Source organism: Candidatus Margulisiibacteriota bacterium, assembly GCA_041650855.1.
In the GTDB taxonomy this organism is placed as follows: Bacteria; Margulisbacteria; WOR-1; order O2-12-FULL-45-9; family XYB2-FULL-48-7; genus JALOPZ01.
On the sequence record JBAZKJ010000002.1, the window covers coordinates 622,229 to 644,036 of the forward strand.

General features: G+C 56.1%; 20 protein-coding genes. 5 read left to right on the forward strand and 15 right to left on the reverse strand.

The genetic code is table 11. The features are described from left to right. Positions 1 to 32: 32 nt before the first annotated feature. Entirely contained in the window at positions 33 to 653 is a 621-nt protein-coding gene (locus tag WC529_07875) for a GNAT family N-acetyltransferase (GenBank protein MFA5114195.1), read from the forward strand. An 8-nt stretch (positions 654 to 661) separates the two neighbouring features. Here WC529_07875 and pheT read toward each other — a convergent pair whose 3' ends face one another. From pheT to WC529_07945, 14 genes are all read right to left on the reverse strand, one after another. Then, positions 662 to 2,647 (reverse strand): phenylalanine--tRNA ligase subunit beta, encoded by a 1,986-nt coding sequence (pheT, locus tag WC529_07880; protein MFA5114196.1) that lies wholly within the window; start codon positions 2,645 to 2,647, stop codon positions 662 to 664. Continuing rightward, complete coding sequence (pheS, locus tag WC529_07885; GenBank protein ID MFA5114197.1) at positions 2,647 to 3,630, reverse strand: phenylalanine--tRNA ligase subunit alpha; 984 nt, start codon at positions 3,628 to 3,630, stop codon at positions 2,647 to 2,649. Before pheS ends, pheT begins: the two co-directional genes overlap by 1 nt. Positions 3,631 to 3,646: 16 nt before the next feature. Beyond that, on the reverse strand, positions 3,647 to 4,765 hold the full coding sequence (locus WC529_07890) for a chorismate-binding protein (GenBank protein MFA5114198.1): 1,119 nt from the start codon (positions 4,763 to 4,765) through the stop codon (positions 3,647 to 3,649). Between the two features lie 97 nt (positions 4,766 to 4,862). Continuing rightward, the gene (locus WC529_07895) at positions 4,863 to 5,630 is read right to left on the reverse strand and encodes an RNA methyltransferase (GenBank protein MFA5114199.1); all 768 of its coding nucleotides are present in this window, start codon (positions 5,628 to 5,630) and stop codon (positions 4,863 to 4,865) included. Positions 5,631 to 5,651: 21 nt separating this feature from the next. Further along, positions 5,652 to 7,439, reverse strand: coding sequence for an ATP-binding protein (locus WC529_07900; protein MFA5114200.1), 1,788 nt, complete (start codon positions 7,437 to 7,439; stop codon positions 5,652 to 5,654). Positions 7,440 to 7,489: 50 nt separating this feature from the next. Then, positions 7,490 to 9,502 carry an NAD-dependent DNA ligase LigA gene (gene ligA, locus WC529_07905; protein MFA5114201.1) on the reverse strand — a complete coding sequence of 671 codons (2,013 nt, stop codon included), beginning with the start codon at positions 9,500 to 9,502 and terminating at the stop codon, positions 7,490 to 7,492. Then, positions 9,499 to 10,233: a tRNA pseudouridine(55) synthase TruB gene (gene truB, locus WC529_07910; GenBank protein ID MFA5114202.1), complete on the reverse strand. Its 735-nt coding sequence runs from the start codon at positions 10,231 to 10,233 to the stop codon at positions 9,499 to 9,501. The genes ligA and truB overlap by 4 nt, the downstream gene beginning before the upstream one ends. A 2-nt stretch (positions 10,234 to 10,235) precedes the next feature. After that, complete coding sequence (locus WC529_07915) at positions 10,236 to 11,216, reverse strand: bifunctional oligoribonuclease/PAP phosphatase NrnA (GenBank protein ID MFA5114203.1); 981 nt, start codon at positions 11,214 to 11,216, stop codon at positions 10,236 to 10,238. After that, complete coding sequence (gene rbfA, locus WC529_07920; protein MFA5114204.1) at positions 11,170 to 11,550, reverse strand: 30S ribosome-binding factor RbfA; 381 nt, start codon at positions 11,548 to 11,550, stop codon at positions 11,170 to 11,172. The genes WC529_07915 and rbfA overlap by 47 nt, the downstream gene beginning before the upstream one ends. Continuing rightward, the gene (infB, locus tag WC529_07925; GenBank protein MFA5114205.1) at positions 11,547 to 13,574 is read right to left on the reverse strand and encodes a translation initiation factor IF-2; all 2,028 of its coding nucleotides are present in this window, start codon (positions 13,572 to 13,574) and stop codon (positions 11,547 to 11,549) included. Before infB ends, rbfA begins: the two co-directional genes overlap by 4 nt. Beyond that, on the reverse strand, positions 13,549 to 14,691 hold the full coding sequence (nusA, locus tag WC529_07930; GenBank protein ID MFA5114206.1) for a transcription termination factor NusA: 1,143 nt from the start codon (positions 14,689 to 14,691) through the stop codon (positions 13,549 to 13,551). Before nusA ends, infB begins: the two co-directional genes overlap by 26 nt. A gap of 170 nt (positions 14,692 to 14,861) precedes the next feature. Further along, positions 14,862 to 16,502, reverse strand: coding sequence for a chaperonin GroEL (gene groL, locus WC529_07935; protein ID MFA5114207.1), 1,641 nt, complete (start codon positions 16,500 to 16,502; stop codon positions 14,862 to 14,864). Positions 16,503 to 16,522: 20 nt separating this feature from the next. Next, the gene (gene groES, locus WC529_07940; GenBank protein ID MFA5114208.1) at positions 16,523 to 16,819 is read right to left on the reverse strand and encodes a co-chaperone GroES; all 297 of its coding nucleotides are present in this window, start codon (positions 16,817 to 16,819) and stop codon (positions 16,523 to 16,525) included. Between the two features lie 150 nt (positions 16,820 to 16,969). Further along, on the reverse strand, positions 16,970 to 17,530 hold the full coding sequence (locus WC529_07945) for a hypothetical protein (GenBank protein ID MFA5114209.1): 561 nt from the start codon (positions 17,528 to 17,530) through the stop codon (positions 16,970 to 16,972). A gap of 473 nt (positions 17,531 to 18,003) precedes the next feature. Between WC529_07945 and WC529_07950 the strand changes: the two genes are divergently transcribed. Genes WC529_07950 through WC529_07965 form a run of 4 tightly spaced genes read left to right on the forward strand, consistent with a single transcriptional unit; the run spans position 18,004 to position 20,742 of the window. Then, positions 18,004 to 18,876, forward strand: a complete 873-nt coding sequence (locus WC529_07950; GenBank protein MFA5114210.1) for an ROK family protein — start codon at positions 18,004 to 18,006, stop codon at positions 18,874 to 18,876. Continuing rightward, positions 18,867 to 19,490 carry an imidazole glycerol phosphate synthase subunit HisH gene (hisH, locus tag WC529_07955; protein MFA5114211.1) on the forward strand — a complete coding sequence of 208 codons (624 nt, stop codon included), beginning with the start codon at positions 18,867 to 18,869 and terminating at the stop codon, positions 19,488 to 19,490. Before WC529_07950 ends, hisH begins: the two co-directional genes overlap by 10 nt. After that, positions 19,487 to 20,200 (forward strand): 1-(5-phosphoribosyl)-5-[(5-phosphoribosylamino)methylideneamino]imidazole-4-carboxamide isomerase, encoded by a 714-nt coding sequence (gene hisA / locus WC529_07960; protein MFA5114212.1) that lies wholly within the window; start codon positions 19,487 to 19,489, stop codon positions 20,198 to 20,200. The genes hisH and hisA overlap by 4 nt, the downstream gene beginning before the upstream one ends. Next, positions 20,197 to 20,742: a methyltransferase domain-containing protein gene (locus WC529_07965; GenBank protein ID MFA5114213.1), complete on the forward strand. Its 546-nt coding sequence runs from the start codon at positions 20,197 to 20,199 to the stop codon at positions 20,740 to 20,742. Before hisA ends, WC529_07965 begins: the two co-directional genes overlap by 4 nt. Here the strand turns inward: WC529_07965 and WC529_07970 are convergent. Further along, the gene (locus WC529_07970; GenBank protein MFA5114214.1) at positions 20,723 to 21,808 is read right to left on the reverse strand and encodes a glycosyltransferase; all 1,086 of its coding nucleotides are present in this window, start codon (positions 21,806 to 21,808) and stop codon (positions 20,723 to 20,725) included. The genes WC529_07965 and WC529_07970 overlap by 20 nt on opposite strands.

The window sequence follows — 21,808 nt, forward strand, 5'->3', positions numbered from 1 at the left end:
ATTCGCCGTCCGGGCCGATAAAAATCCAGATCATGACGATAGGAGAAACTAATCTTAACCGCCGAATTTCGGCCGCCAATAACAGGCCGAACTTGCAGTACCGGCCTTTATACTTTTCTCTAAATCCCCGGAATACCGCTAAGATCTTACAGCTGATCAATCTTGTCGTTCAGGGCCACTGGGAAGAGCCGGATTTAACCGGTCTCCTGACAAAACACGCGGACGCCCGGCGACTCAGCGAAGTGGCGCTTTTAAATAATAAAGTCGTCGGGGTTGCTTTAGCCTACGCCGATGAATTCGCCATTCGGGGAAAACCGGTCAAGTGCATCTTTTTAAGAAGGTTATGCGTTGACGAACCGCTGCAGCGCACCGGTATAGGCGCCCGCCTGCTCCGGCATATCGCGGAAAGGATCGGCGCCGCCGCCGATTATGGCCCGCTTTATCCGATCGCCTGGGTAACCGCTCAAACCAATCCAAAGAGCATCGGCTTTTACACCAAAGCCGGCTTTACTCTGGCAGAGACAACGGTCGCGCCGGCCGGTCACCGGGACAATATTTACATCGCTACTCCCCTGGAAATCCAACTGGAAATAAAAGCGAGAATGGGGGGAATGGTCCGCGACTTAACCGCCGCCTCCGCCGGGATCGATTGAACAGATCGTTACCTGATCCGGACCAGTAATTTATTGACCAGCGCTTGGACGACTTCCTGGTGCTTGGCGTTGACCGCTTCTTCGGTCAGCGTCCGCTCCGGATGGCGGTAGACGACGCGGTAAGCGATGCTGTCTTTGTATTTATCGAAGGGAAAAACGTCCTCGACCAGTTCGCCGCCGGTCCGCTCGATCAGCTCAGCGATCTTCTGGTGCTCAAGGCCGGCCGGGACGAACATCGAAATGTCGCGGCTGACGGAAGGGAACTTCGGCAGCTGTTGATAACGCTTGCCGGCCGGGACCAGCTTGAACAACGCTGCCAGATCGAGCTCAAAGAAGAACGCCGGCTTGGTCAATTCATAATTCCGCCGGATGGTCGGGTGCAAAGCCCCCATAATTCCCAGCCCTTTGATCTCGCACCCCTTGCCCGGCTGCAAGAGAAAGCTGTTCGACTCCGCCACGGCCGGCATTTCTACCCCCAGATCCCTCATCAACGTTTCGACGATCCCCTTAACAAAGGAGTAATCGACTTCGCCCTTATCCAATGCCGACATGAACGGACTGCCAACCGCCAAACCGCCCAACGACCATTTCTCTTCCGTTCCCCGAAAGACCTTGCCGATCTCATATATTAAAATGTTCTCGACCTGGCGGTTCTGGTTATGGACGGCCACGTTAAGCAAACCGGGGAGGATATTGGTCCGCATGATGCTCCCCTCGATCGTCAGGGGATTGGTGACCTTGACCGCTTTTTCCAAAGAGATCCCGGTCCGCTCGAACTCTTTCGGGCCAACCATGCTGTAGCACTGGACTTCGTTCAACCCGCAGCCGACCAGGACCTCCCTAACCTTGCCGCGGAGCCGGTCCTCGCGATCGACGCTTTTGCCCGTGAAGGCGGTATTCGGCATGGTCGCGGCGATCCGGTTGTAGCCGGAGATCCGGGCGATCTCCTCGATCAGGTCGATCTCCCGTTCAATGTCCATTTCCCGGAATGACGGGACAATAACTTTCAACTTTTTGCCGTCCGCTTTATTGACCGCGAAACCGAGCCGCGTCAGCACGCTGATCATGTCGCCGGTCGCGATCTCGCTCCCCAGCAGCTTGTTGACCCGCTCCGGCCGGAGCTCGAGCGCGCGCGCCTTGTGCGGCTTACCGGCCGTGTCGATCTTACCCTTGAGCACGTCGCCCCGGGCCAGCTCGGCGATCAGCGCCGCGCCGCGGTCGAGCGCCTCCGCCACCCCGTGCCAATCGACGCCGTGCTCAAAACGGACCGACGATTCGGTCCGGGTCTTGATCTGCTTGGACGTTTTGTGGACCGAGATCGGATCAAAGCAGGCCGATTCCAGAATGATCGTTTTGGTCGCGGCGCTGACTTCGGTGTTGGCGCACCCCATCGTCCCGGCCACGGCGATCGCCTTGTCCGGATCGGCAATGACCAGCACGTCCTTATCCAGCTTATGTTCCTTGCCGTCCAAAGTAACGACCTTTTCGCCCGGGTTCGCCCGGCGGACGATAATGAACTGCTCTTTGACCAGCGCGGCGTCAAAAGCGTGCATCGGCTGGCCGAGCTCGTGGAGGAGATAGTTGGTCACGTCAACGACGTTATTGATCGGCCGGATGCCCGAAAGCTCCAGCCGTTTTTTGAGCCATTCCGGCGATTCGCCGATCTTGACGTTCTCGATGACCCGGGCCATGTAGCGTGGGCAGAGATCTTTATCCCGGACCTCGACTTTAACTGCCCCTTTAATATTCTTGTTGAATGTTTCCTTAACTTTAAACTTTGAACTTTTAATTTTGAACTTCGTCAGGGCGGAAACCTCCCTGGCGATCCCCCTGACGCTCCAGGCATCGGCCCGGTTCGGCAGGACGTCGATCTCCAGCACTTCGTCCGGTAAGGCGACCGTTTCCAACCCGCCGGCGGTCAGCATCTCCGCCAGCTGGTCCGCCCCGGCCCGGAAGGTAACTAGCTCTTTTAGCCACTCGATCGGTACGCGCATTAAAATTGCTCCAGGAATCTCAGGTCGTTCTCGTACATGAGATGGATATTATCGATCCCGTATTTCAGCATGGCGATCCGGTCGATCCCCATGCCGAAAGCGAACCCCGAGTATTTCTCGGGATCATAGCCGACCGCCTTAAAGACGTTCGGGTCGATCATGCCGGAACCGAGGATCTCCATCCAGCCCCGTCCTTCCCATTCGACGTCGACCTCGACCGACGGCTCGGTGAACGGGAAATAGCTCGGCCGGAAGCGGACGTTCCGCTCCTTGCCGAACATCTGGCGGAGGAACTCGGTCAGCGTCCCTTTCAGGTCGCCGAACGTCACGTCCTTATTGACCAGGAAGCCCTCGAGCTGTTGAAAGACCGGCGAGTGGGTCGCGTCGTAATCGCGGCGGTAGACCCGGCCGGGCGCGATGATCGCCAGCGGCGGCTTCCTTTTCTCCATGACCCGGACCTGGACCGGCGAGGTGTGCGTCCGCAGCAGCTGGCCGCCTTCGACAAAGAGGGTCGACCACATGTCGCGGGCGGGATGATGCGGCAGGATGTTCAAACCGTCGAAGTTATAATACTCGGTCTCGATCTCCGGCCCCTCGGCGATCTCAAAACCGAGCCGGATAAAAATATCCTTCGCCTCTTCCATTACCTGGGTCAGCGGATGGTAGCGGCCGCGGCGGATCCCCTTCCCCGGCAGGGAGACGTCGAGCTTTTCCGCGGCGATCTTTTGGGATTGTTCCGACTGCTGCAGGGTGGCTCTTTTCGCGCTCAGGGCCGCTTCGATCGAGTTCTTCGTTTCGTTGACGAGGGCGCCGAACCGGGGCCGTTCTTCCGGCAGGAGCGAAGCGAGCGATTTGAGCAGGCTCAGCAGTTCGCTGCTTTTGCCGGTAAAGCGGACCCGCGCCTCTTCCAGCGCGCTAACGGTCTGGGCCGCGTTGATGACGCGCAGCGCCTCGTCCTTGATCTGCCGGACTTTCTCTTGCATCTTGCGGTTAATTATATCACAAAGCGGCGGTCAAAAAACGGGATTTGACGAGGCATTCGTCGTATTCGCCTTCGGGCGTGGAGTAATGCGTTATTCCGCCGCCGACCCCCATCTCGCCCCTATAAATGGTCTCGGGTCCCGAGTCACGGGTCAAGAGGATCGTCCGGATGGGAACATTAAAGTACATTTCCCGTTCGGGAGAGATAAAGCCGATCGCCCCGGTGTAGATCCGCCGTTCTTCCGGTTCCAATTCCCTGATGATCTCCATCGCCCGGATCTTGGGGGCGCCGGTCACCGAACCGGACGGGAAGATCGCCTTAAAAAGGTCGTAATAAGGGATCGCCGGGTCGCTCAATTCGCCCTGCACGGTCGAAGTCATCTGGTAAACGGTCCGGTATTTGGCGACTTCGTAAAGTTTGACCGTCCGGACCGAACCGGCGCGGCAGATCCGCCCCAGGTCGTTGCGGAGGAGATCGGTGATCATGATATTCTCCGCCCGGTTCTTGGGATCATGGCTTAACCACTGCTTGCCGAACAGGTCATTGTGCCAGCTCCCGTCGCGCAGCAGCGTCCCTTTCATCGGTTTGGTGACGATCCCCCGCCCTTTTTTGTGGAAAAAGAGCTCCGGCGAAAGGGAGAGGAGCTGGTATTCGTGGTGCCCGATGTAAGCGGGATACGGCACCGGCTGGAACCCGAGCAGCGCCTGATACAGCTCGTACGGGGGGCCGGCGTAAGAGAATTTATTCTTGACGCAGTAAGTGATCTGGTAAGTGTCGCCGGCAGCGATGTATTCTCTGATCTTGTTAATATTGGCGTGATATTCCGGCCACGAATGGTTGAGGTCGGCCGTGATCGGCAGGCGCCGGGACTGGACGGTCTGGCGGGTAACCTGGCAGCGGGAAAAGACGCCGAAACAGAGGAGCGGGAAAGCGAACTCGTCCTTGTGCCGCAAACACGGCTCGAAACCGTAACCGGCCTCATAAGAAAGGTACCCGGCCAGATGTAAACCTTTGGCCGATGCTTCTTCCATCCGGGCAAAACAGGCCGGGAGCTCGGAGAGTTTGCGGGTCTCGATCAGCTCCCGCGGATTGCGGAATACCCGGCGCGTGTTCTCAAAGTCGATCTCGCAGTTCAACAATTAAGCCATCCCTCCTGGTCTGGGTGGCTCTGCGCCTAGTGCATGACCTTGTTTTCTGTAGCGGCGGTCTTTAGACCGCCATTAACATGGCGACCTAAAGGTCGCCGCTACGTTGTCTTAGCGCTTCATATAATAACACGGAAGCGGCCATCCCCACATTCAACGATTCCGCTCTGCCAACCATCGGTATTCGCGCCGCTTCGTCAGCTATCTCAATGATGCTTTTAATCAACCCTGCCCCTTCATTCCCCATCAAGATCGCGACAGCCCCCTTCAGACTAACGGCAGAAACATCCTGCTTGGCTGAGCCATCAGCCGCAATAATCTTTACTTTATGCTCCTTGAGGTATTTGATCGTCTCCCCATCATCTTCGGTGGTGATGATCGGCAGGTGGAAAAGCGAACCCATGGAGGAGCGGACGACTTTCGGGTTATACAGGTCGACCGTCCCCTTGGAGACGATGACGCCGGTGGCGCCGAACGCGTCAGCCGAGCGGATGATCGTCCCCAGGTTTCCCGGGTCCTGGACCCCGAGGCAGTAGACGATCAGCGTTTTGTCCGCTTTTAACAGGTCGCGGAAGCTGAAGCCGAACTCCTTGACGACCGCCAGGACGCCTTGCGGCGTTTCCACGCCGGAGATTTCCTCGAACTGCTGGCGCGAGATCTTGTAGCACGGCGTCCCGTTATCTTCCAGCGTTTTGACGACCGGCAGGTTCTCGCAATAGACCAGGCATTCGACCTTGTCGCCGGCCTCTTCCACCAGGTGCGGCCCTTCCACAACGAACCGCCCCTCTTTTCGGCGAGCGCTCCGCTTTTCCAGCAAATTTTTAACTAGTTTAAGGACCGCCTTGGCTTCACGCATACTTCTTTATTTTACTCCCATTTATTGTCCCAATATTTCTAATATTTTTTCAAATCTTGCCCTAGCTCGCTGAAGTATCTCTTCAAACGACCAAAGATGAACGGACGCTTTCTCCAATTTATCTTTTGTTGCTAAAACACTGGGATCATATTGCCTACCAATTACAAAAGTCTCAAAATGAATATTTGGCCGATGCTTCTTAATTAATCCCTCATATTCCATTGCTTGGGTCACATGTTCCATAATAATGACCTCAGTCGGCCGTTTAAATTCGAGCAAAACGGCCTCATTCCCGTCATTTCGTGACTTGCAAATTAAATCAGGCCTTAAAGCGGCCTTGTCTTTATATATTTCTTTTATCTTTCCTTCTAATAGCGTTTTCAATGATTTATCGGAGCTCCACAATTCCAACCCCTCTCTAACAAGCCATAGATTCGCTTCAATCAGCTCATGAACCTCTATTTCCAATGCCTTTTCTGAGACAATTAGCTCTTCGAGCTTTTGAATGATTTCAATTTGAGTTTTTATAATTCCAACAACACTGTTAACCTGATTTAACCCCCACTCCCTTATCAATTCCGACAGCTTTTTTGCCTCATTAATATCTGCTGACATTATTGATCGCATAATTTCTTTTAACACACTTGATTCATAATATTTAATTATCCACTCCACTAAGTCTTTCGCGTCTGAATCCGAATCAGTTTTTAGCTTACCAATCACAGAACGCGCTACTTTCGTGGCCGTGGATCTAACATGGGGCGGCAATTTATCTAGCTGAGCAACAATGCCAGGCTCGTCCAATATCCCATCCGCCCTCTTCTTTGTCTCTTGTTCATCAACGCCTTGAACTATTTTTTTAATAAATCCCGAGGCCCATTCAGTAAATTTCTGAACGATAGCTGAATCTTCCAAGAAACCGTCTCTTGATGTTTTAATTAAATCGAGGTCTTCCGCGTTTTTATCAGTGGGATCTAAGAAATCAGCGTTAATCTCTCCAACTATTTTTTCGGCAGTAAAAAACCCGTGCGCCCTTGTATCAAGCCCAAAAAAGGATGGGTCCTGAACATTTCTATCTCTAACCCGAACAGAGAGCCCAGGTTGTTTTTGTCTGGCATTAGCAACAACATAATAACCTGCTACTCTTCCAATGCCTTCAATTTCTTCATTAAATACAACTTTGGTGCCCGGGATGTCTTCGGCTGAGCATTCGACATCATTCACAAATATTTTAAAATCGGCTTTCCGGGGCAAGGCTTTTACTAGATGCCTTCGGGCTGCTTCTGAATCAGGCATGCTTAAATCTTTGTGCAGGCCGTAAAGCCTAAGAATCGTTCCATTTGTCTTTTTTGTTTTTGATGTTTGAATATCGATGTCTTTTTCCCCCAATGACACTATTTCTTCTAGCTCTTTTTTGTCGATTCTGAGGTGTGATTGAATATTGTCTTTGACGCTAATCATTTCAATCCGAGTGGCAATACCGAATCCGGCAAGCTTCCCTATGCCCTTGCTACCAATAACCGGTCGGCCTTTTATTGTTACTTGCCCATCTGTCCTTCTATTTCTGCCAATCAATAAATAATCTTCAACTATTTCTTTTGGCAACATGCCGATTCCGTTGTCATTTATTTCTATAAAGGCATCCTCATCAAGCACATCTGGAAGTGCAATATTTACAATGGTCGCGTCAGCATCATAAGAATTCGCGACAATTTCAGCTAAGCACTTTTTTACGCTATTGTAAGCCGATATGCCCAAATGATCTAATATTCTCGGTGAAAACCTTATTTTCGCTTTAACATCTGTCATCTTTATTCTCCTTTCTTGCTTGGGAACCGCGACGTTCAGTCGCAGGTTTCCTACTCGTTCAGTTTTATCTTGCGTTTACTTATAAGGGCATTAAACTCCTCTTCGGTCAGGACCGTAACGCCGAGCTTCTTCGCCTTCTCGTACTTCGAGCCCGGGTCGGTGCCGGCAACGACATAGTCGGTCTGTTTGGAAACGGACCCGGAAGCTGAACCGCCAAGCTTGCGAACCAGCTCTTCGGCTGACGGTCTGGTGTAAGCAGTTAGACCTCCCGTAAAGACAAAGGTCTTTCCCTTAAATGGCTGTGGCCCCCTACTCTCTGTCCCCTTCACCCTAACCCCTGCCTTTTTCAACTTCGCGATCAGCTCCCGGTTCCCCTTCTGTTTAAAGAAGGTGACGATCGCAGCGGCAACTTTGGGGCCGATCTCGTGGATCTTGGAGAGCTCTTCTTCCTTAGCTTCGGCGAGAGAATCGATATCATGATAATGGTCGGCCAACAACTGGGCGGTTCGGCGCCCGATCATCCTGATCCCCAAAGCGTAGATCAATCGGTCTAACGGCCGGTCGAGGCTCTTTTGGATCGAATCGATGACGTTCTGGGCGGACTTGTCGGCCATCCGCTCGAGGCTCCTGACATCATCCTTTTCCAATGTATAGAGGTCAGCCGCGTCCTTGATCAGCTTTTGATCGACTAGCTGGTCGATCAGCGCCCAGCCGACATGTTCGATATCCATCGCCTCGCGGGAGGTGAACAACCGGACCCGTCCCATCACCTGGGCAGGACAGGCGGCGTTGGTACAGCGGGCGATCGCTTCCCCTTCCGGTTTGAATATCTCAGCCCCGCAAACCGGGCACTTCTTCGGCATGACGAACTCTTTCTCATGGCCGGTCCGTTTGCTCTTAATAACCTCAACGACTTCGGGGATGACTTCCCCGGCCCGCTGGACCTTAACATGGTCGCGGACTTTGATCTCTTTCCGCCTGATCTCGTCTTCGTTATGCAGGGTCGCCCGTTTGACCATCACGCCGGCCAGGTGGACCGGCTTCAGATGAGCGACCGGTGTGATCGCTCCGGTCCGGCCGACCTGGACCTGAATATCTTCAATGACCGTCTCTTTTTGTACCGGAGAATACTTAAATGCAATAGCCCATCTCGGAGCCCGAGCTGTTGCGCCCATTTTCGATTGATACGATAATTTATTTATTTTAACAACAACACCGTCAATCTCGTAGGGCAATTTACCATTTTCTCTTTTTTCCTCAAGACTATGTATATACTTGATCACTTCTTGAATGCCATCTAATTTCCATAAATATGGATTATCTTTAAATCCAAGCTCATACAAATATTTCAGCATCTCATATTCAGTATCTATTCCTTTTTGAGAAGACCCATAGTATGGGTAGAACATTAAAGGCCTTTCCCTTGTGATCTTCGGATCAAGCTGTCTAATTGATCCTGCTGCTGCATTCCGCGGGTTTGCAAAAAGCGGCTCATCATTATCTTCCCTAGCTTGATTAAGCTTAATAAAGTCATCGTTTAGAAGGATGACCTCACCCCTGACTTCGATATCAATATCCTTCAGTAAGTGCAGTGGGATTGAATTTACAGTTTTAATATTAGCTGTTACATCTTCTCCATGGACACCGTCTCCTCTAGTTGCACCTTGAACTAAAACTCCGCCCTCATATTTCAAGGAAATGGCAAGGCCGTCATATTTCATTTCTAGAAAATATTCAACCTCTTTGAGGGACAAGGCTTCTTTAACCCGGGTATCGAAAGCAATCAATTCCTCTTCTGTATTAGCCTTTTCTAAGGACAAAAGAGGGATTTTATGGGTCACGCTCTTGAATGACTTGAGCGGCTCGCCGCCGACCCGCTGGGTCGGGGAATCGGGGGTGACCAGATCGGGGTATTCCCGCTCCAGTTCCACCAGTTCCCGGTAGAGCTTATCGTAGGCCTGGTCGGAGAGCGCCGGCTTGTCCAGGACGTAGTAGAGATGATCGTGGTGCCGAATCTCGGCCCGGAGCTTTTCGAGCTTCTTTTTGGCTGCGGCCTGGCTCATGCGGCCACCTCTTTCATCTCGTCCAGGATCTCTTCCGGCTCGATAATTACCGACGACAGGATGTCGGCTTTTGCCATGGTGACGATTATATCCATGTCGAGCGCCTGGGAAATGTGGAACGGATGGGCGTAAAAGCGGCTCAGTTTCGACAGGTGCGCGCCGCACCCCAATTCGTCACCTATGTCGACCGCCAGCTGGCGGATATAAGTCCCCTTGGAGCAAATAGCGGAAAAAGCCAGGCGGTTTTCCTGACGATCGGTAAGCCGCAGATCGTAGATCGTGACCTTGCGGGCCTGGCGCTTGATCTCGATCCCCTGGCGGGCCAGCTCATAAAGCCGCGTCCCGTTGACCTTGACCGCCGAATGCATGGGGGGAACTTGTTCGATCTCCCCGGTAAATTTAGCAAAGGCCTTTTCAATTTCTTCTTTCGATATTCGTATTTCGGATTTGTTTAGAGTTTCGGATTTAGGATTTAGAATTTTACCCTCGGCATCGCCGGTGTCAGTTCTCACTCCGAGGGTCATCTCCCCCTCGTACCCCTTATCCCCGGTCATGAAGTACTGGATGCTCTTGGTCGCCTTGCCGAGGAAAACGGGGAGAACGCCGGTCGCCATCGGATCGAGGGTCCCCGAATGGCCGACCTTCTTCACCCGCGTCAGGTTGCGGATCTTGGCGACAACGTCAAAAGACGTCCAGCCTTGCGGCTTGTTGACTATGATGATCCCGTTCATGGTTACACCAGGAACTTGGCGGCCTGGAGGTATTTTTCCACCTCCGCGATCACGCGTTTGACTATCTCTGCCGTCTTCCCCTCCAGCGTGGCGCCCGAGGCTTTGACGTGCCCGCCGCCGCCGAACCGCCGGGCGATCTCGGAAACGTTGAGCCGGTCCTTGGAGCGGAAATTGACCTTGACCGTGCCGTCCTTGTCTTCCCGGAAAAGGACCGCGACCTCCACCCCTTCGATCGAACGGAGATGGTCGACCAGCCCGGTCAGGTCCTCGCCCTTAGCCCCGGTCTGGTCCATCATCTCTCCCGTCACTACCGTCCAGGCGGCCTTATGGTCCGGGGTGATCTGCATGCCCGACATGGCCAGCGCCGCGATCCGCACCGCGGCCAGCGAGCGGTTATCGTAGATCCGGGTGCTGATCTCGTGCGTGTTGACCCCCGCCTTCAGCAGTTCGGCCGCGATCAGGAACGTCTTGGCGCCCGTGTTCTCGTAGCGGAAGTTACCGGTGTCGGTGATCATCGCCGCGTACAGGCAATCGGCGATCCGCCGGTCGATCTTCGCCCCCAGGTACTTCGCCAGGTCGTAAACCTCCTCGGCGACCGAAGAGGCCCGGGTAACGTAATTGATGTCGCCGAACATGGTGTTGTCCGGGTGGTGGTCGATGTTCACGACCAGCCGGGCGATCTGGCGCAGGTCGACGCCCTGGCCGATCCGGCTGACGTCGGAGGAATCGAGGACGACCGCCAGGTCAAAGATCAGGCCGGCCGGGACATCCCGCTTGATCTTTTCCGACCCGGGGAGGAAACGGTAGATCCGGGGCGGGAAATCGGCGCAGTAGTACTGGACCTTGAGCCCGAACTGCTCCAGCACCATCCCCATGGCCAGCATGGAGCCGACGGCGTCGCCGTCGGGATCGACGTGGGCGGTCACGACCGCGCTCTTAGCGCTTTTTAGCCGTTCTTTTATTTTGGCGAACGCTTGTTTCATTTTTCCCCAGCTTGTTCATGATCTGCAGGACGCGGCTCCCCCGCTCCAGCGAATCGTCGCGGACAAAGGCGATCTTGGGGACCAGGCGGAGCGCCAGGCGGGGGCCCAGCTCCCCGCGGATGTAGTGCGTGGCGGACTGCAGGCCGGCCATGGCGTCCTGCTTCTGTTTCTCGTCACCCATGATGCTGACATGGATCTGGGCGTTCTCCAGATCAGGGGAGATATTAACGCCGGTGATGCTGATAAACCCGATGCGGGGGTCGTCGACTTCCTCGCGGATGATCTCACTGACTTCGGAACGGATCAGCTCTTCGACTCGCTGCTGTCTCGTCATTTCCCTCGCGGCTTCTCTCTGATCTCAAAGTTCTCGATGACGTCGCCGACCTTGAAGTCCGTGTAACCGGGGATGTTGATGCCGCACTCAAAGTTCTGCTCGACCGACCGCACGTCTTCCTTGAACCGCTTGAGCGACTCCATTTTCCCTTCCCAGATCTTCTTCTTTTCGCGCAGGATCCGCATGCCGGTGCCGCGGGTCATCTTGCCGTCGGTCACGAAACAGCCGGCGATCTTGCCGACCTTGGAGAAAGAGAACAGGTTGCGGACCTCGGCGTGGCCGGTGATGACCTCTTCGTATTCCGGTTCCAGCAAGCCTTCCATGGCCAGCTTGGCGTCGTCGAGCAGGTTGTAGATGATATTGTACTGCCGGATCTCCACCCCTTCGTCGGCCGCCAGGTTGGCGACCGCCCCTTCCTGGCCGACGTTAAAGCCGATCAGGATCGCCTTGGACGCGGTGGCCAGCATGACATCGGACTCGTTGATCAGGCCAACCCCGCTGTGAATGATGCGGATGCCGATCTGGCCGACCTTCATGTCCGCCAGCGACTTGAGGATCGCGTCGAGCGACCCCTGCACGTCCGCCTTGACGACCAGGTTCAGGTCCTGGCTTTCGCCCTGCTTGATCTGCTTGGAGAAATCTTCCAGGGAAACGACCCGGCCGCGCTGGACCTTGCTGAGCAGCGCCTTTTTCTGTTCGGCAAGCAGACGCGCCTCTTTTTCCGAACCCATCCCCTGCAGCATGTCGCCCGGTGTGGGAACATCAAGGAAACCAAGGACTTCGACCGGCATGGACGGTCCGGCCTTTTCCAGCCGGGCGCCGGTGTAGGTGAGCAGCGCGCGGACCTTGCCGTAGGTCGCGCCGCAAGTAAAGATATCGCCGATCCGCAACGTCCCGTTCTTGATCAGGACCGTGGCGACCGCTCCCCGCCCTTTATCCAGGCGGGACTCGACTACCACGCCCAGCGGAGTAGCTTTCGGGTCGGCTTTCAGCTCCTGGACGTCGGCCAGCAGGAGGACCATTTCCAGCAGCTCATTAATACCGGTTTTCTGCTTGGCCGAGACCGGCATGGTCACGGTTTGGCCGCCCCAATCTTCCGGCTGCAAGCCGTGTTCGGAAAGCTGGGTCTTGACCCGGTCCTGGTTGGCATCGGGCTTATCGATCTTGTTGATCGCCACGATGATCGGCACGCCGGCCGCCTTGGCGTGGTTGATCGCCTCGATCGTCTGCGGCATGACGCCGTCATCGGCCGCGACGACCAGGATAACTATATCGGTCACTTTAGCGCCGCGCGCCCGCAGGGCGGTAAAGGCCGCGTGGCCCGGGGTGTCGAGGAACGTGACCTTGCGGCCGTTGACCTCCACCTGGTAAGCGCCGATATGCTGGGTAATGCCCCCCGCCTCGCCGTCGGCCACGTTGGTCGACCGGATCGCGTCGAGCAGTTTGGTTTTCCCGTGGTCAACGTGCCCCATGACGGTAACGATCGGCGGACGGAGCGCCCTTTTTTCGATCTTCATCCCGTGCGGCAGTACGTCCGCGACCGCGCTGGCCGCCTTGACGGTGATCTCCTTGCCGAGATTGGCCGCGACCTCTTTGGCGACTTCGGCGGCGATCCGCTGGTTGATCGTCACCATGATCCCTTTCTTCATCAGTTCCTTGATCAGGTCCGACGATTTGATCCCGATCTTCTCCATCAGCTCTTTGACCGAAATGTCGTCGGTGTTGATCACGATGCCGGTCGGCTTGAGAGCGGCCGCCTTAGCGGCGGCAACCGGCTGTTGGGCGGTCGGGGACGGCGGCGGCGCCACCGGCTTGGGCTTGGGGCGCAGCAATTCGGAAACGATCTTGGCCGTTTCCTCGTCGATCGAAGAGTTGGCGGTCTTGACGTCGACCCCGAGCTGTTTGAGCGCCGCCAGCAGCTCCTTGATGTGGATCCGGAGCTCCTTGGCCAGGTCGCTGACCTTGACCTTGACGGTCTTTACCTTGACGGGCTTATCTTCACTCTGCTTCTTTGGTGCTGCCACTCTCTGCTCCTTCCTTTAATCTGGCGACCGCTTCTTCCGGGACCGAAGAATTGGCGGCCTTGACGGAGAAACCGAGCTCCCGCAGCTTGGCGATCAGTTCGCTGCTGGTCAGTTCCAGCTCCTTGGCCAGTTCATGGACCTTCATTTTGGATTTCTTGACGTCGTCGGTCTTGGGCGTTTCGTCCGAGACCAGGTCGATCTTCCAGCCGGTCAGCTTGACCGCCAGCCGGACGTTCTGCCCTTCCTTGCCGATGGCCAGCGACAGCTCCTTTTCCGGCACCCAGACCCGGGCCGATTTCTCCGCTTCGTTCAGCTCCATTTTCTGGACCTTGGCGGGGCTCAGGGAGTTGGCGATGAACTTCTTGGGGTTATCGCTCCATTCGACGATGTCGATCCGCTCCTGGCCGATCTCGCGGACGATGTTCTGGATCCGCTGGCCCATGTGGCCGACGCAGGTCCCCACGGCGCCGACGTTCGGGTCGTGGCTCTGGATGGCGATCTTGGTCCGCCGCCCCGCTTCCCGGGCGATCGTCTTGATTTCTAAAATTCCGTCCTTGATCTCGGGGATCTCCATTTCAAAGAGCTTTTTGATCAAATTGGGATGGGCGCGGGAGACGACGACCAGCGGCCCCTTGGGGGTCTTTTTGGTCTCGACAATGTACATCTTGGCCCGGTCTTTCTCGCGGAACATTTCGCCGGGGATCTGCTCGGCTATGGAGAGAACGGTCTCGATCCGGCCCAGGTTGACCAGGTAGCCGCCGAACTCGCGCCGCTGGACAATGCCGGTCACGACCTCGCCCGCCTTCTTGGTGAACTCGCTGAAAGACTCCTCTTTTTCCGCTTCCCGCATCCGCTGGATAATGACCTGCTTGGCGGTTTGGGCGGCGAAACGGCCGAAGTCGGCCGGGGTAACGTCTTCCTCCGCCCCTTCGGCTATCTTATAGATCCGGACCTCGCCGTCATCGGAAATGCGGCATTCCAGCACGTCCTCTTCGGTGAACCGCTTCTTGATAGCGGATACCAGGGAGGCCTTAATAGCGCTAACCAGGCTATCTTTGGAGATACCCCGTTCCCGCTGGATCTCTTCCAGCATCTCATGAAAGTGGTCGATCTTCATAACTACCCCCCCTAAAAGCAAAAAAGCGGGAAAAATCCCACTTCGCTTGGTAAAACTTACACAATTCGAATGCACATTAATTTTAGCATCCGGAGCCCGGACTTGTCAACCAAAAACAAGGGGCCCCGGTCTCCCGGGGCCCCCTAAGTACCTGGTACCTGGGACCTAAACTACATCATGTCCCCGTAACCGCCGCCCTGAGGCATGGCCGGCATCTTGGCCTTTTCCTCTTCCGGCTTTTCCGCCACCAAGACATCGGTGGTCAGGAGCATCGCGGCGATCGAGGCCGCGTTCTGCAGCGCCGAGCGGGTGACCTTCAGCGGGTCGACGATCCCGGCCTTGAACATGTCGCCGTATTCAAACCTCTGGGCATCGAAGCCGAAGCCGTTCTTCTCCTTCTTGACCCGTTCGACCACGACCGATCCTTCCATCCCGGCGTTGGTCGCGATCTGCTTGAGCGGCTCTTCCAGCGCCCGGAGCACGATCCCGACGCCAATTTTCTCATCACCGGCGGTCCCATCGTAAAGCTTTTTCATCGCCGGGAGAATGTGAATAAAGGCCGAACCGCCGCCCGGGATGATCCCCTCTTCGACCGCGGCCCGGGTCGCGGACAGGGCGTCCTCGATCCGGTGCTTCTTTTCCTTGAGCTCGGTTTCCGTGGCCGCGCCGGCCTTGATGACCGCCACGCCGCCGGACAACTTCGCCAACCGTTCCTGCAGTTTCTCTTTATCGTAGGAAGAATCCGACAGGTCGATCTCCTTTTTGATCTGGGAGATCCGCTCCTTGACCGCCTTGGCTTCGCCGGCCCCTTCGATGATCGTGGTGTCCTCTTTGCGGACGACGATCTTCTTGGCCTTGCCGAACCACGCCTCGTCGATGTTCTCGAGCGAGAGGCCCTTCTCTTCCGAGACGACCTCGCCGCCGGTCAGGATGGCGATATCCTCGAGCATCGCCTTGCGCCGGTCGCCAAAGCCGGGGGCCTTGACGGCGACGGCGTTGAGCGTGCCGCGCAGCTTATTGACGACCAGGGTCGCCAGCGCTTCGCCCTCGATCTCGTCGGCGATGATGAGCAGCGGCTTGCTGGCCTGGACCGTCTTTTCCAGCGACGGGAGCAGGTCCTTGACCGCGCTGATCTTCTTGTCGGTGATCAGCATAAAGCAGTCTTCCAGGACGCACTCCATCCGCTCGCGGTCGGTGACCATGTACGGCGAAGCGTAGCCCTTGTCGAACTGCATGCCTTCAACAAAATCCTTACTGGTTTCTATGCCCTTTGATTCCTCAACAGTAACAACCCCATCCTTACCGACCTTTTCCATGACGTCGGCGATCAGGTCGCCGATCTCGGCGTCGTTATTGGCCGAGATGGACGCGACCTGGGCGATCGCTTCCTTGGTCTCGACCGGCCGGCTCTCTTTCTTGAGCTCGGCGATCGCGCCGTCAACCCCCAGCTGGATCCCCCGCTTGAGGGCCATGGGATTGACGCCGGACACCACGCTTTTGAGCCCTTCCTTGAAGATGATCTGTCCCAGCAATGTCGCCGTGGTCGTCCCGTCACCGGCGATGTCGTTGGTCTTGCTGGCCACTTCCTTCAGGAGCTGGGCCCCCATGTTCTCGTAAGGATCTTCCAGGTCGATCTCCTTGGCAATGGTCACGCCGTCGTTGGTGATCGTCGGCGATCCCCACTTCTTTTCCAGGACAACGTTGCGGCCTCGCGGGCCTAAAGTGATCTTCACGGCGTTGGCGACTTTGGACACGCCCTTTTCGAGCTTGCGCCACGCCTCGTCTCCGAACATCATTTCTTTTGCAGCCATTTCATCCCACCTCCTTAAAACTATCCTTTGATCGCTAAAATATCCCGCTCGGCCAGGATAATAAATTCATCGCCTTCGAGCTTGACCTCGGTCCCGCCGTATTTGCTGTAGATGACCTTATCACCGATTTTCACTTCCGGCGACACTTTCTGGCCATTGTCTAAAATTCGGCCGCTGCCGACCGCGACCACCGTCCCTTCCGACGGCTTCTCCTTCGCGGCGTCCGGCAGCACGATCCCCGATTTGGTCTTGGTCTCTTCCGGTTCGGGCTTAATGACGATCCGATCGCCGATCGGCGTCAACTTTTTGCTTACCATATGAAAACTCACCTCCTCGTTTAGGTATTAGCACTCACTACCATTGAGTGCTAACATCATATCATGGGAGACAAAAATCTGTCAAGGGGGAGAAACAAAAAGCCCCCGGATTTACCGGGGGCTTATCTTAGAAGAAGGTTAATCTAACAGCTAGTTGATCGCGGATGACCTGACCGTTGCCGCTGCGGCTGGCGCAGCTACTGCGGAAGCGACCGTCTCGCCATTAGGAGCACTGGCTACGTTGCTGGCGGTGCGGGAGTAATCGGGGGCAAAACTGACCCCGAAAGTTACCTTGTTGTTAACCGTGCCGGAAAAATCGGTGCTCGCTGCCGACGAGTATTCATCGACATAGCGGGAATAGCAGCGGGTATGGGAATACTGGACATAGACCGGGCCTTTGTTCACGCTGTAATTGGCGCTGACATTGACCCCGGCGACCGGCTTGTTCTCCGTCTGCTGGGCGTCGATGTCAACGCTAAAGTTGCCGGAAACGTCGGCTAAAACCTGCCCGAGGTCGGCAACGGGAGGAGCTTCCTTGTCCAAGTACTTGACCGCAACCGCCGTGCCGTTTTTGGCGTTAATATCGACAATTTCCGAAGCGCGGGCAACGTGATAATCGGGATTTTGGGCGTAAATACCGTCAGAATAGACGGCGCCAAAAGCGGCCGACGCGATCAGGAGCACTACCAGGATAATGATGTTCTTTGACATTCTTTCCTCCCAAATAAAAAGGGGCGTTCTGCATCCCGCCCTCTTCACTTGCTAATCGTGACGGATCGGTAAAAACTTGCATTCGATTTTAAAGGCTAAAAAGGCAAAAAAAGCCCCCGGTTTGACCCGGGGGCTTTGACATTAATTGAACCCTGCAAACCTCAGATCTTCGGTTGGGGACCCGAACGCGTACAAGGTATATTCTTGGCACCTGATAAAACAGCAGGTTTATTCGTTTGCGCTATAACCTGGGAGCAGAGAGCGAATGTGATCACCGCAAAAAGAGCGAACGCAATTAATTTCTTCATTTTTATTCCTCCAATATATTTATTCACTGGTTTGCCCCGTCGACTATCTTTTTAGGACCCTGTCGCCTTACGAGGTAGCCAGCCATGCAAATGGCGTACGCTGTTATCATCGTAGGCAGATAAGAAAAACTTGCGCGGCTATTTGTTTCCCGATATACTAAGAGCATGATCATCGGCATTGACCTGGGCGGGACAAAGATCGCGGCGGCACTGGCAGCCCCGACCGGCAAGATCATCACCGACGTCAATATCCCGACCGAGGCCCAGAAGGGACAAAAACAGGTCATCGATAACCTGAAAAAAGCGGTTTACGCTTTGATCCGCGGCCAAAAGACCAAGATCAGCTGTATCGGTATCGGCGTCCCCGGCCCGATCGACTACGAGACCGGCATCGTCATCGAACCCCCGAACCTCCCCGGCTGGAAAAAAGTTAACCTGAAAAAAATATTGGAAAAGGAATTCCACGTCCCGGTCCACGTCGATAACGACGCCAACTGCGCCGCCCTGGGCGAGGCGTACTTCGGTGCCGGCCGGCAAGCCCGCCATTTTATTTACATCACCATCTCGACCGGGATCGGCGGCGGGATCATTATCGACCGGAAGATCTACCGCGGGGCGATCGGCGCGGCCGGCGAGTTCGGCCACATGATCATCGACTCCAAAGGGTACACCTGCGGCTGCGGCAACGTCGGCTGTTTCGAAGCGCTCGCTTCCGGAACGGCGATCAAGCGGCGCTCCGGCATGGACGCGATCGCGGTGGAATTGGCCGCCCGGCAAGGCGACCCCAAGGCGATCAAGGTGATCAACGAAACGGCCCATTACCTGGCGATCGGTATTTCCAACCTGGTCAATATCTTTAACCCGGAGATGGTCATCCTGGGGGGCGGCGTCTCCAAGATGCGCGAGCTGCTGCTGAACCCGATCAAGTCCGAATTTAAAAAATACGCCCTCACCCTGCCGGCCAAGAACGTCAAGATCGTCCGCGCCAAGCTCGGTTCCGAGTCGGGCGTCCTGGGAGCGGTCGCGCTGTGTCTCTAGCGATCGTCGACTACGGGGCCGGGAACCTCCGGAGCGTCCAGAAGGCATTCCAGCATGTGGGCATCCCGGCCGAGATCACCCGGGATAAAGCGGCCATTCGCGGCGCCAAAGGCGTTGTCCTCCCCGGCGTCGGCTCGTTCGATTCCGCCATCATTGAGCTGCGCAGCTACGGCCTGGAAGCGGTGATCGAAGAAGCGATCGCGCTCGGCAAGCCGTTCCTCGGCATCTGTCTCGGGATGCAGCACCTGTTCGAATCGTCCGCGGAAGGTAAACAAAAAGGCTTAGCCATCTTGCCCGGCAAGGTTGAAAAGTTCAATTTTGCCGGCACTCCCTGGTCCAACCAGAGCATCCCCCACATGGGTTGGAACCGGCTCCACTTCAAGCACAAAGCCCCGATCTTTGACGGGATCGAGGAAGGGGCGATGATGTATTTTGCCCACTCCTACCACGCGGTCACCGCCGACGAAACAACGGTTGCCACCAGGACCGATTATGGTATAGAATTTATCTCGAGCGTCTGGAAAGACAACCTGTTCGGGATCCAGTTCCACCCGGAGAAGAGCGGCGAAAAAGGGCTGCAGATCATGAAGAATTTTGGGAGATTATGCAAATGAGCTTTGAAGTCATTCCCGCGATCGATATCCTCGGCGGCAAGGTCGTCCGGCTCAAGCAGGGCCGGTACGACGCCGCGGTCGTTTACTCCGACAACCCGGTCGAGTTCGCCCAGAAATGGGCGGCCGCCGGGGCCAAACGGATCCACGTGGTGGACCTGGACGGCGCCCGCTCCGGCACCCCGGAGAACGTGGAAGTCATTAAAAGCATCATCAAGGAGACCAGCGTCCCGATCCAGGTCGGCGGCGGGATCCGCAACCACGCCGTGATCGCCGACCTGATCAAGTACGGCGTCGACCGGGTCATCCTCGGCACGACCGCCATCAAGAACCCCAACCTCCTGACCAATGTCTGCGAAAAATACGGCGAGAAGATCGCCGTGGCGATCGACGCCAAGGGCGAAGTCGCCGCCGGCGAAGGGTGGATGTACGTCACCAAGAAGAACATCTTCACTTTTGCCAAAGAGGCCACCACCCTCGGGGTTAAACGCTTTATCTACACCGACATCAGCCGCGACGGGATGCTGGCGGGGCCGAACTTCGCCGGCATCGAAAAGTTCGCCGCCGAGATCAAAGTGCCGGTCATCGCCTCGGGCGGCGTCACCACCAAAGAGGACATCGACCGGCTGCGGGCGATCGGCGTCGAGGGGTGCATCGTCGGCAAGGCGCTCTACGACGGGAAACTGAAGGCGGAAGAACTCTTCCAGGAATGAACAAACTCCATTTGGGCTGCGGACCCAAAGTTTTCCCGGGCTGGATAAACTGCGACATCGCCCCGGCGGAAAAGATCCCCGCCGACCTGCGCCAGTATTATCGCCGGCTTGACCTGAGCGCCCCCCTCCCCTTCGAGAACGATTCGGCCGACCTTATCTATTCCGAGGACTTTATTGAACATTTTGAACAATCACTGGTCATGCTGATGCTGGTGGAGCAACACCGGGTCCTAAAGCCCGAAGGCACGGTCAGGATATCGACCCCCAGCCTGGCTTACTGGATGGCCCCGGAAAAAATGCGGGAGCGCGGCGGCGGCATCGTTTCTTACCATGATTTCTTCAAATTGGTCCAGACCCATTGGCTGCAATTCCGGCACAAATTGCTTTTTACCCCCCAATTCCTGAAAGAAACGCTGGAAATGGTCGGCTTCCGCGACGTTATTTTCGTCGATTGCGGAAAAAGCGCCCATCCGGAGTTGAGAGGGATAGATACCCGCCTGGAACAAGCGGCCTCGAACATCATTATTGAAGCCCGGAAATAACCTCGATGATCTTGCCGACCCGGTGCCCGTAAGTATGCTCGGCTAAAGTCCTCTGGCGCGCCGCTGCGGCAATGGCCTTTCTCTCCGCCTCATGAGCGAGGTAATAAAGGATCTTTTCCTCTAGCTCCGCCGCCGACCGAAAAGTCACCACTTCCCGGCCAAGCTCATAACAAGCGGCCAGGTCCGGCCTGGTATCATCGATCAGCTGGAACGCGCCCAGCCCGGCCAGCAAAAATGTCCGCTCGTTCGGGGAGCGCGCGATAATGCGGCGTTCGTTCCGGTCGACCGACTGGCCGTAGCTGTCCCGGTGCAGGTTCAGGTTGATCGCGGCCCCCCTCATGAATTTGACCGTTTCGTCCAGCGGCAGGGACTCTTCCCGGATAAAACCTTTGAGCAATTCGTAACTGGGCAGGTTCTCGCGCCATGATTCCGAATACAGGTTGGAGCCGATCAATTTTAACCGATAGCGCGCCAGGGTCCCGGCGGCCTGGTCGATCCAGCGCAAACGATGCGAGCCGCGGAACGGCGTCCCGATAAAGCAGATATCGCTGAGGTATTGGTCGGCCGGGGGAGCCGGATCATCCAGCAGCGGAGAATAAGCCAGCGGCAGGTGGACGACCGTCGGGCAAGAGTTGGCCCGGTGGAGCTCGACCGCGGCGGAATCGACCGTAAAAAGCGCGTCACAGTAAGCGGAAACTCTAAGGCTAGCGTCCACGCAATAGGGGTCGTCCAGCTCCCAGTCGGCGATCTTTAGGCCGTTTTCCTTTAATTTCGCGATGACCTCGGACGGCAGGTAACGGCCGTTCAGGAACATGAGCCAGCTGCCGCGTTCCCCCTTGGTCGCTTCGCACAGCGACATAGCTACTTGGGTTTTAGCCTGGAGCATGATCTCCGCCGGCGGCCAGGTCGGGTGCTGCTGGCGCAAGCGCTCCGCGGCCGAATGCGTCAACCGGACAAAATCGAGGAGCTCAAGCTTGATCGCCGTCTGCCGGAAGGCGCCGACTATCTGCCGGTTCAGGGCGCCGGTCACGCTGGAGAAGTCCAGGTTCGCGTAGAGCAGCCTCAT

Excerpts from the sequence above, each read along its gene's own strand:
- WC529_07875 (MFA5114195.1), top strand. The coding sequence starts at position 33 with ATGACGATAGGAGAAACTAATCTTAACCGCCGAATTTCGGCCGCCAAT.
- pheT (MFA5114196.1), bottom strand. The coding sequence starts at position 2,647 with ATGCGCGTACCGATCGAGTGGCTAAAAGAGCTAGTTACCTTCCGGGCC.
- pheS (MFA5114197.1), bottom strand. The coding sequence starts at position 3,630 with ATGCAAGAGAAAGTCCGGCAGATCAAGGACGAGGCGCTGCGCGTCATC.
- WC529_07895 (MFA5114199.1), bottom strand. The coding sequence starts at position 5,630 with ATGCGTGAAGCCAAGGCGGTCCTTAAACTAGTTAAAAATTTGCTGGAA.
- WC529_07900 (MFA5114200.1), bottom strand. The coding sequence starts at position 7,439 with ATGACAGATGTTAAAGCGAAAATAAGGTTTTCACCGAGAATATTAGAT.
- ligA (MFA5114201.1), bottom strand. The coding sequence starts at position 9,502 with ATGAGCCAGGCCGCAGCCAAAAAGAAGCTCGAAAAGCTCCGGGCCGAG.
- truB (MFA5114202.1), bottom strand. The coding sequence starts at position 10,233 with ATGAACGGGATCATCATAGTCAACAAGCCGCAAGGCTGGACGTCTTTT.
- WC529_07915 (MFA5114203.1), bottom strand. The coding sequence starts at position 11,216 with ATGAAACAAGCGTTCGCCAAAATAAAAGAACGGCTAAAAAGCGCTAAG.
- rbfA (MFA5114204.1), bottom strand. The coding sequence starts at position 11,550 with ATGACGAGACAGCAGCGAGTCGAAGAGCTGATCCGTTCCGAAGTCAGT.
- nusA (MFA5114206.1), bottom strand. The coding sequence starts at position 14,691 with ATGAAGATCGACCACTTTCATGAGATGCTGGAAGAGATCCAGCGGGAA.
- groL (MFA5114207.1), bottom strand. The coding sequence starts at position 16,502 with ATGGCTGCAAAAGAAATGATGTTCGGAGACGAGGCGTGGCGCAAGCTC.
- groES (MFA5114208.1), bottom strand. The coding sequence starts at position 16,819 with ATGGTAAGCAAAAAGTTGACGCCGATCGGCGATCGGATCGTCATTAAG.
- WC529_07945 (MFA5114209.1), bottom strand. The coding sequence starts at position 17,530 with ATGTCAAAGAACATCATTATCCTGGTAGTGCTCCTGATCGCGTCGGCC.
- WC529_07950 (MFA5114210.1), top strand. The coding sequence starts at position 18,004 with ATGATCATCGGCATTGACCTGGGCGGGACAAAGATCGCGGCGGCACTG.
- hisA (MFA5114212.1), top strand. The coding sequence starts at position 19,487 with ATGAGCTTTGAAGTCATTCCCGCGATCGATATCCTCGGCGGCAAGGTC.
- WC529_07965 (MFA5114213.1), top strand. The coding sequence starts at position 20,197 with ATGAACAAACTCCATTTGGGCTGCGGACCCAAAGTTTTCCCGGGCTGG.
- WC529_07970 (MFA5114214.1), bottom strand. The coding sequence starts at position 21,808 with ATGAGGCTGCTCTACGCGAACCTGGACTTCTCCAGCGTGACCGGCGCC.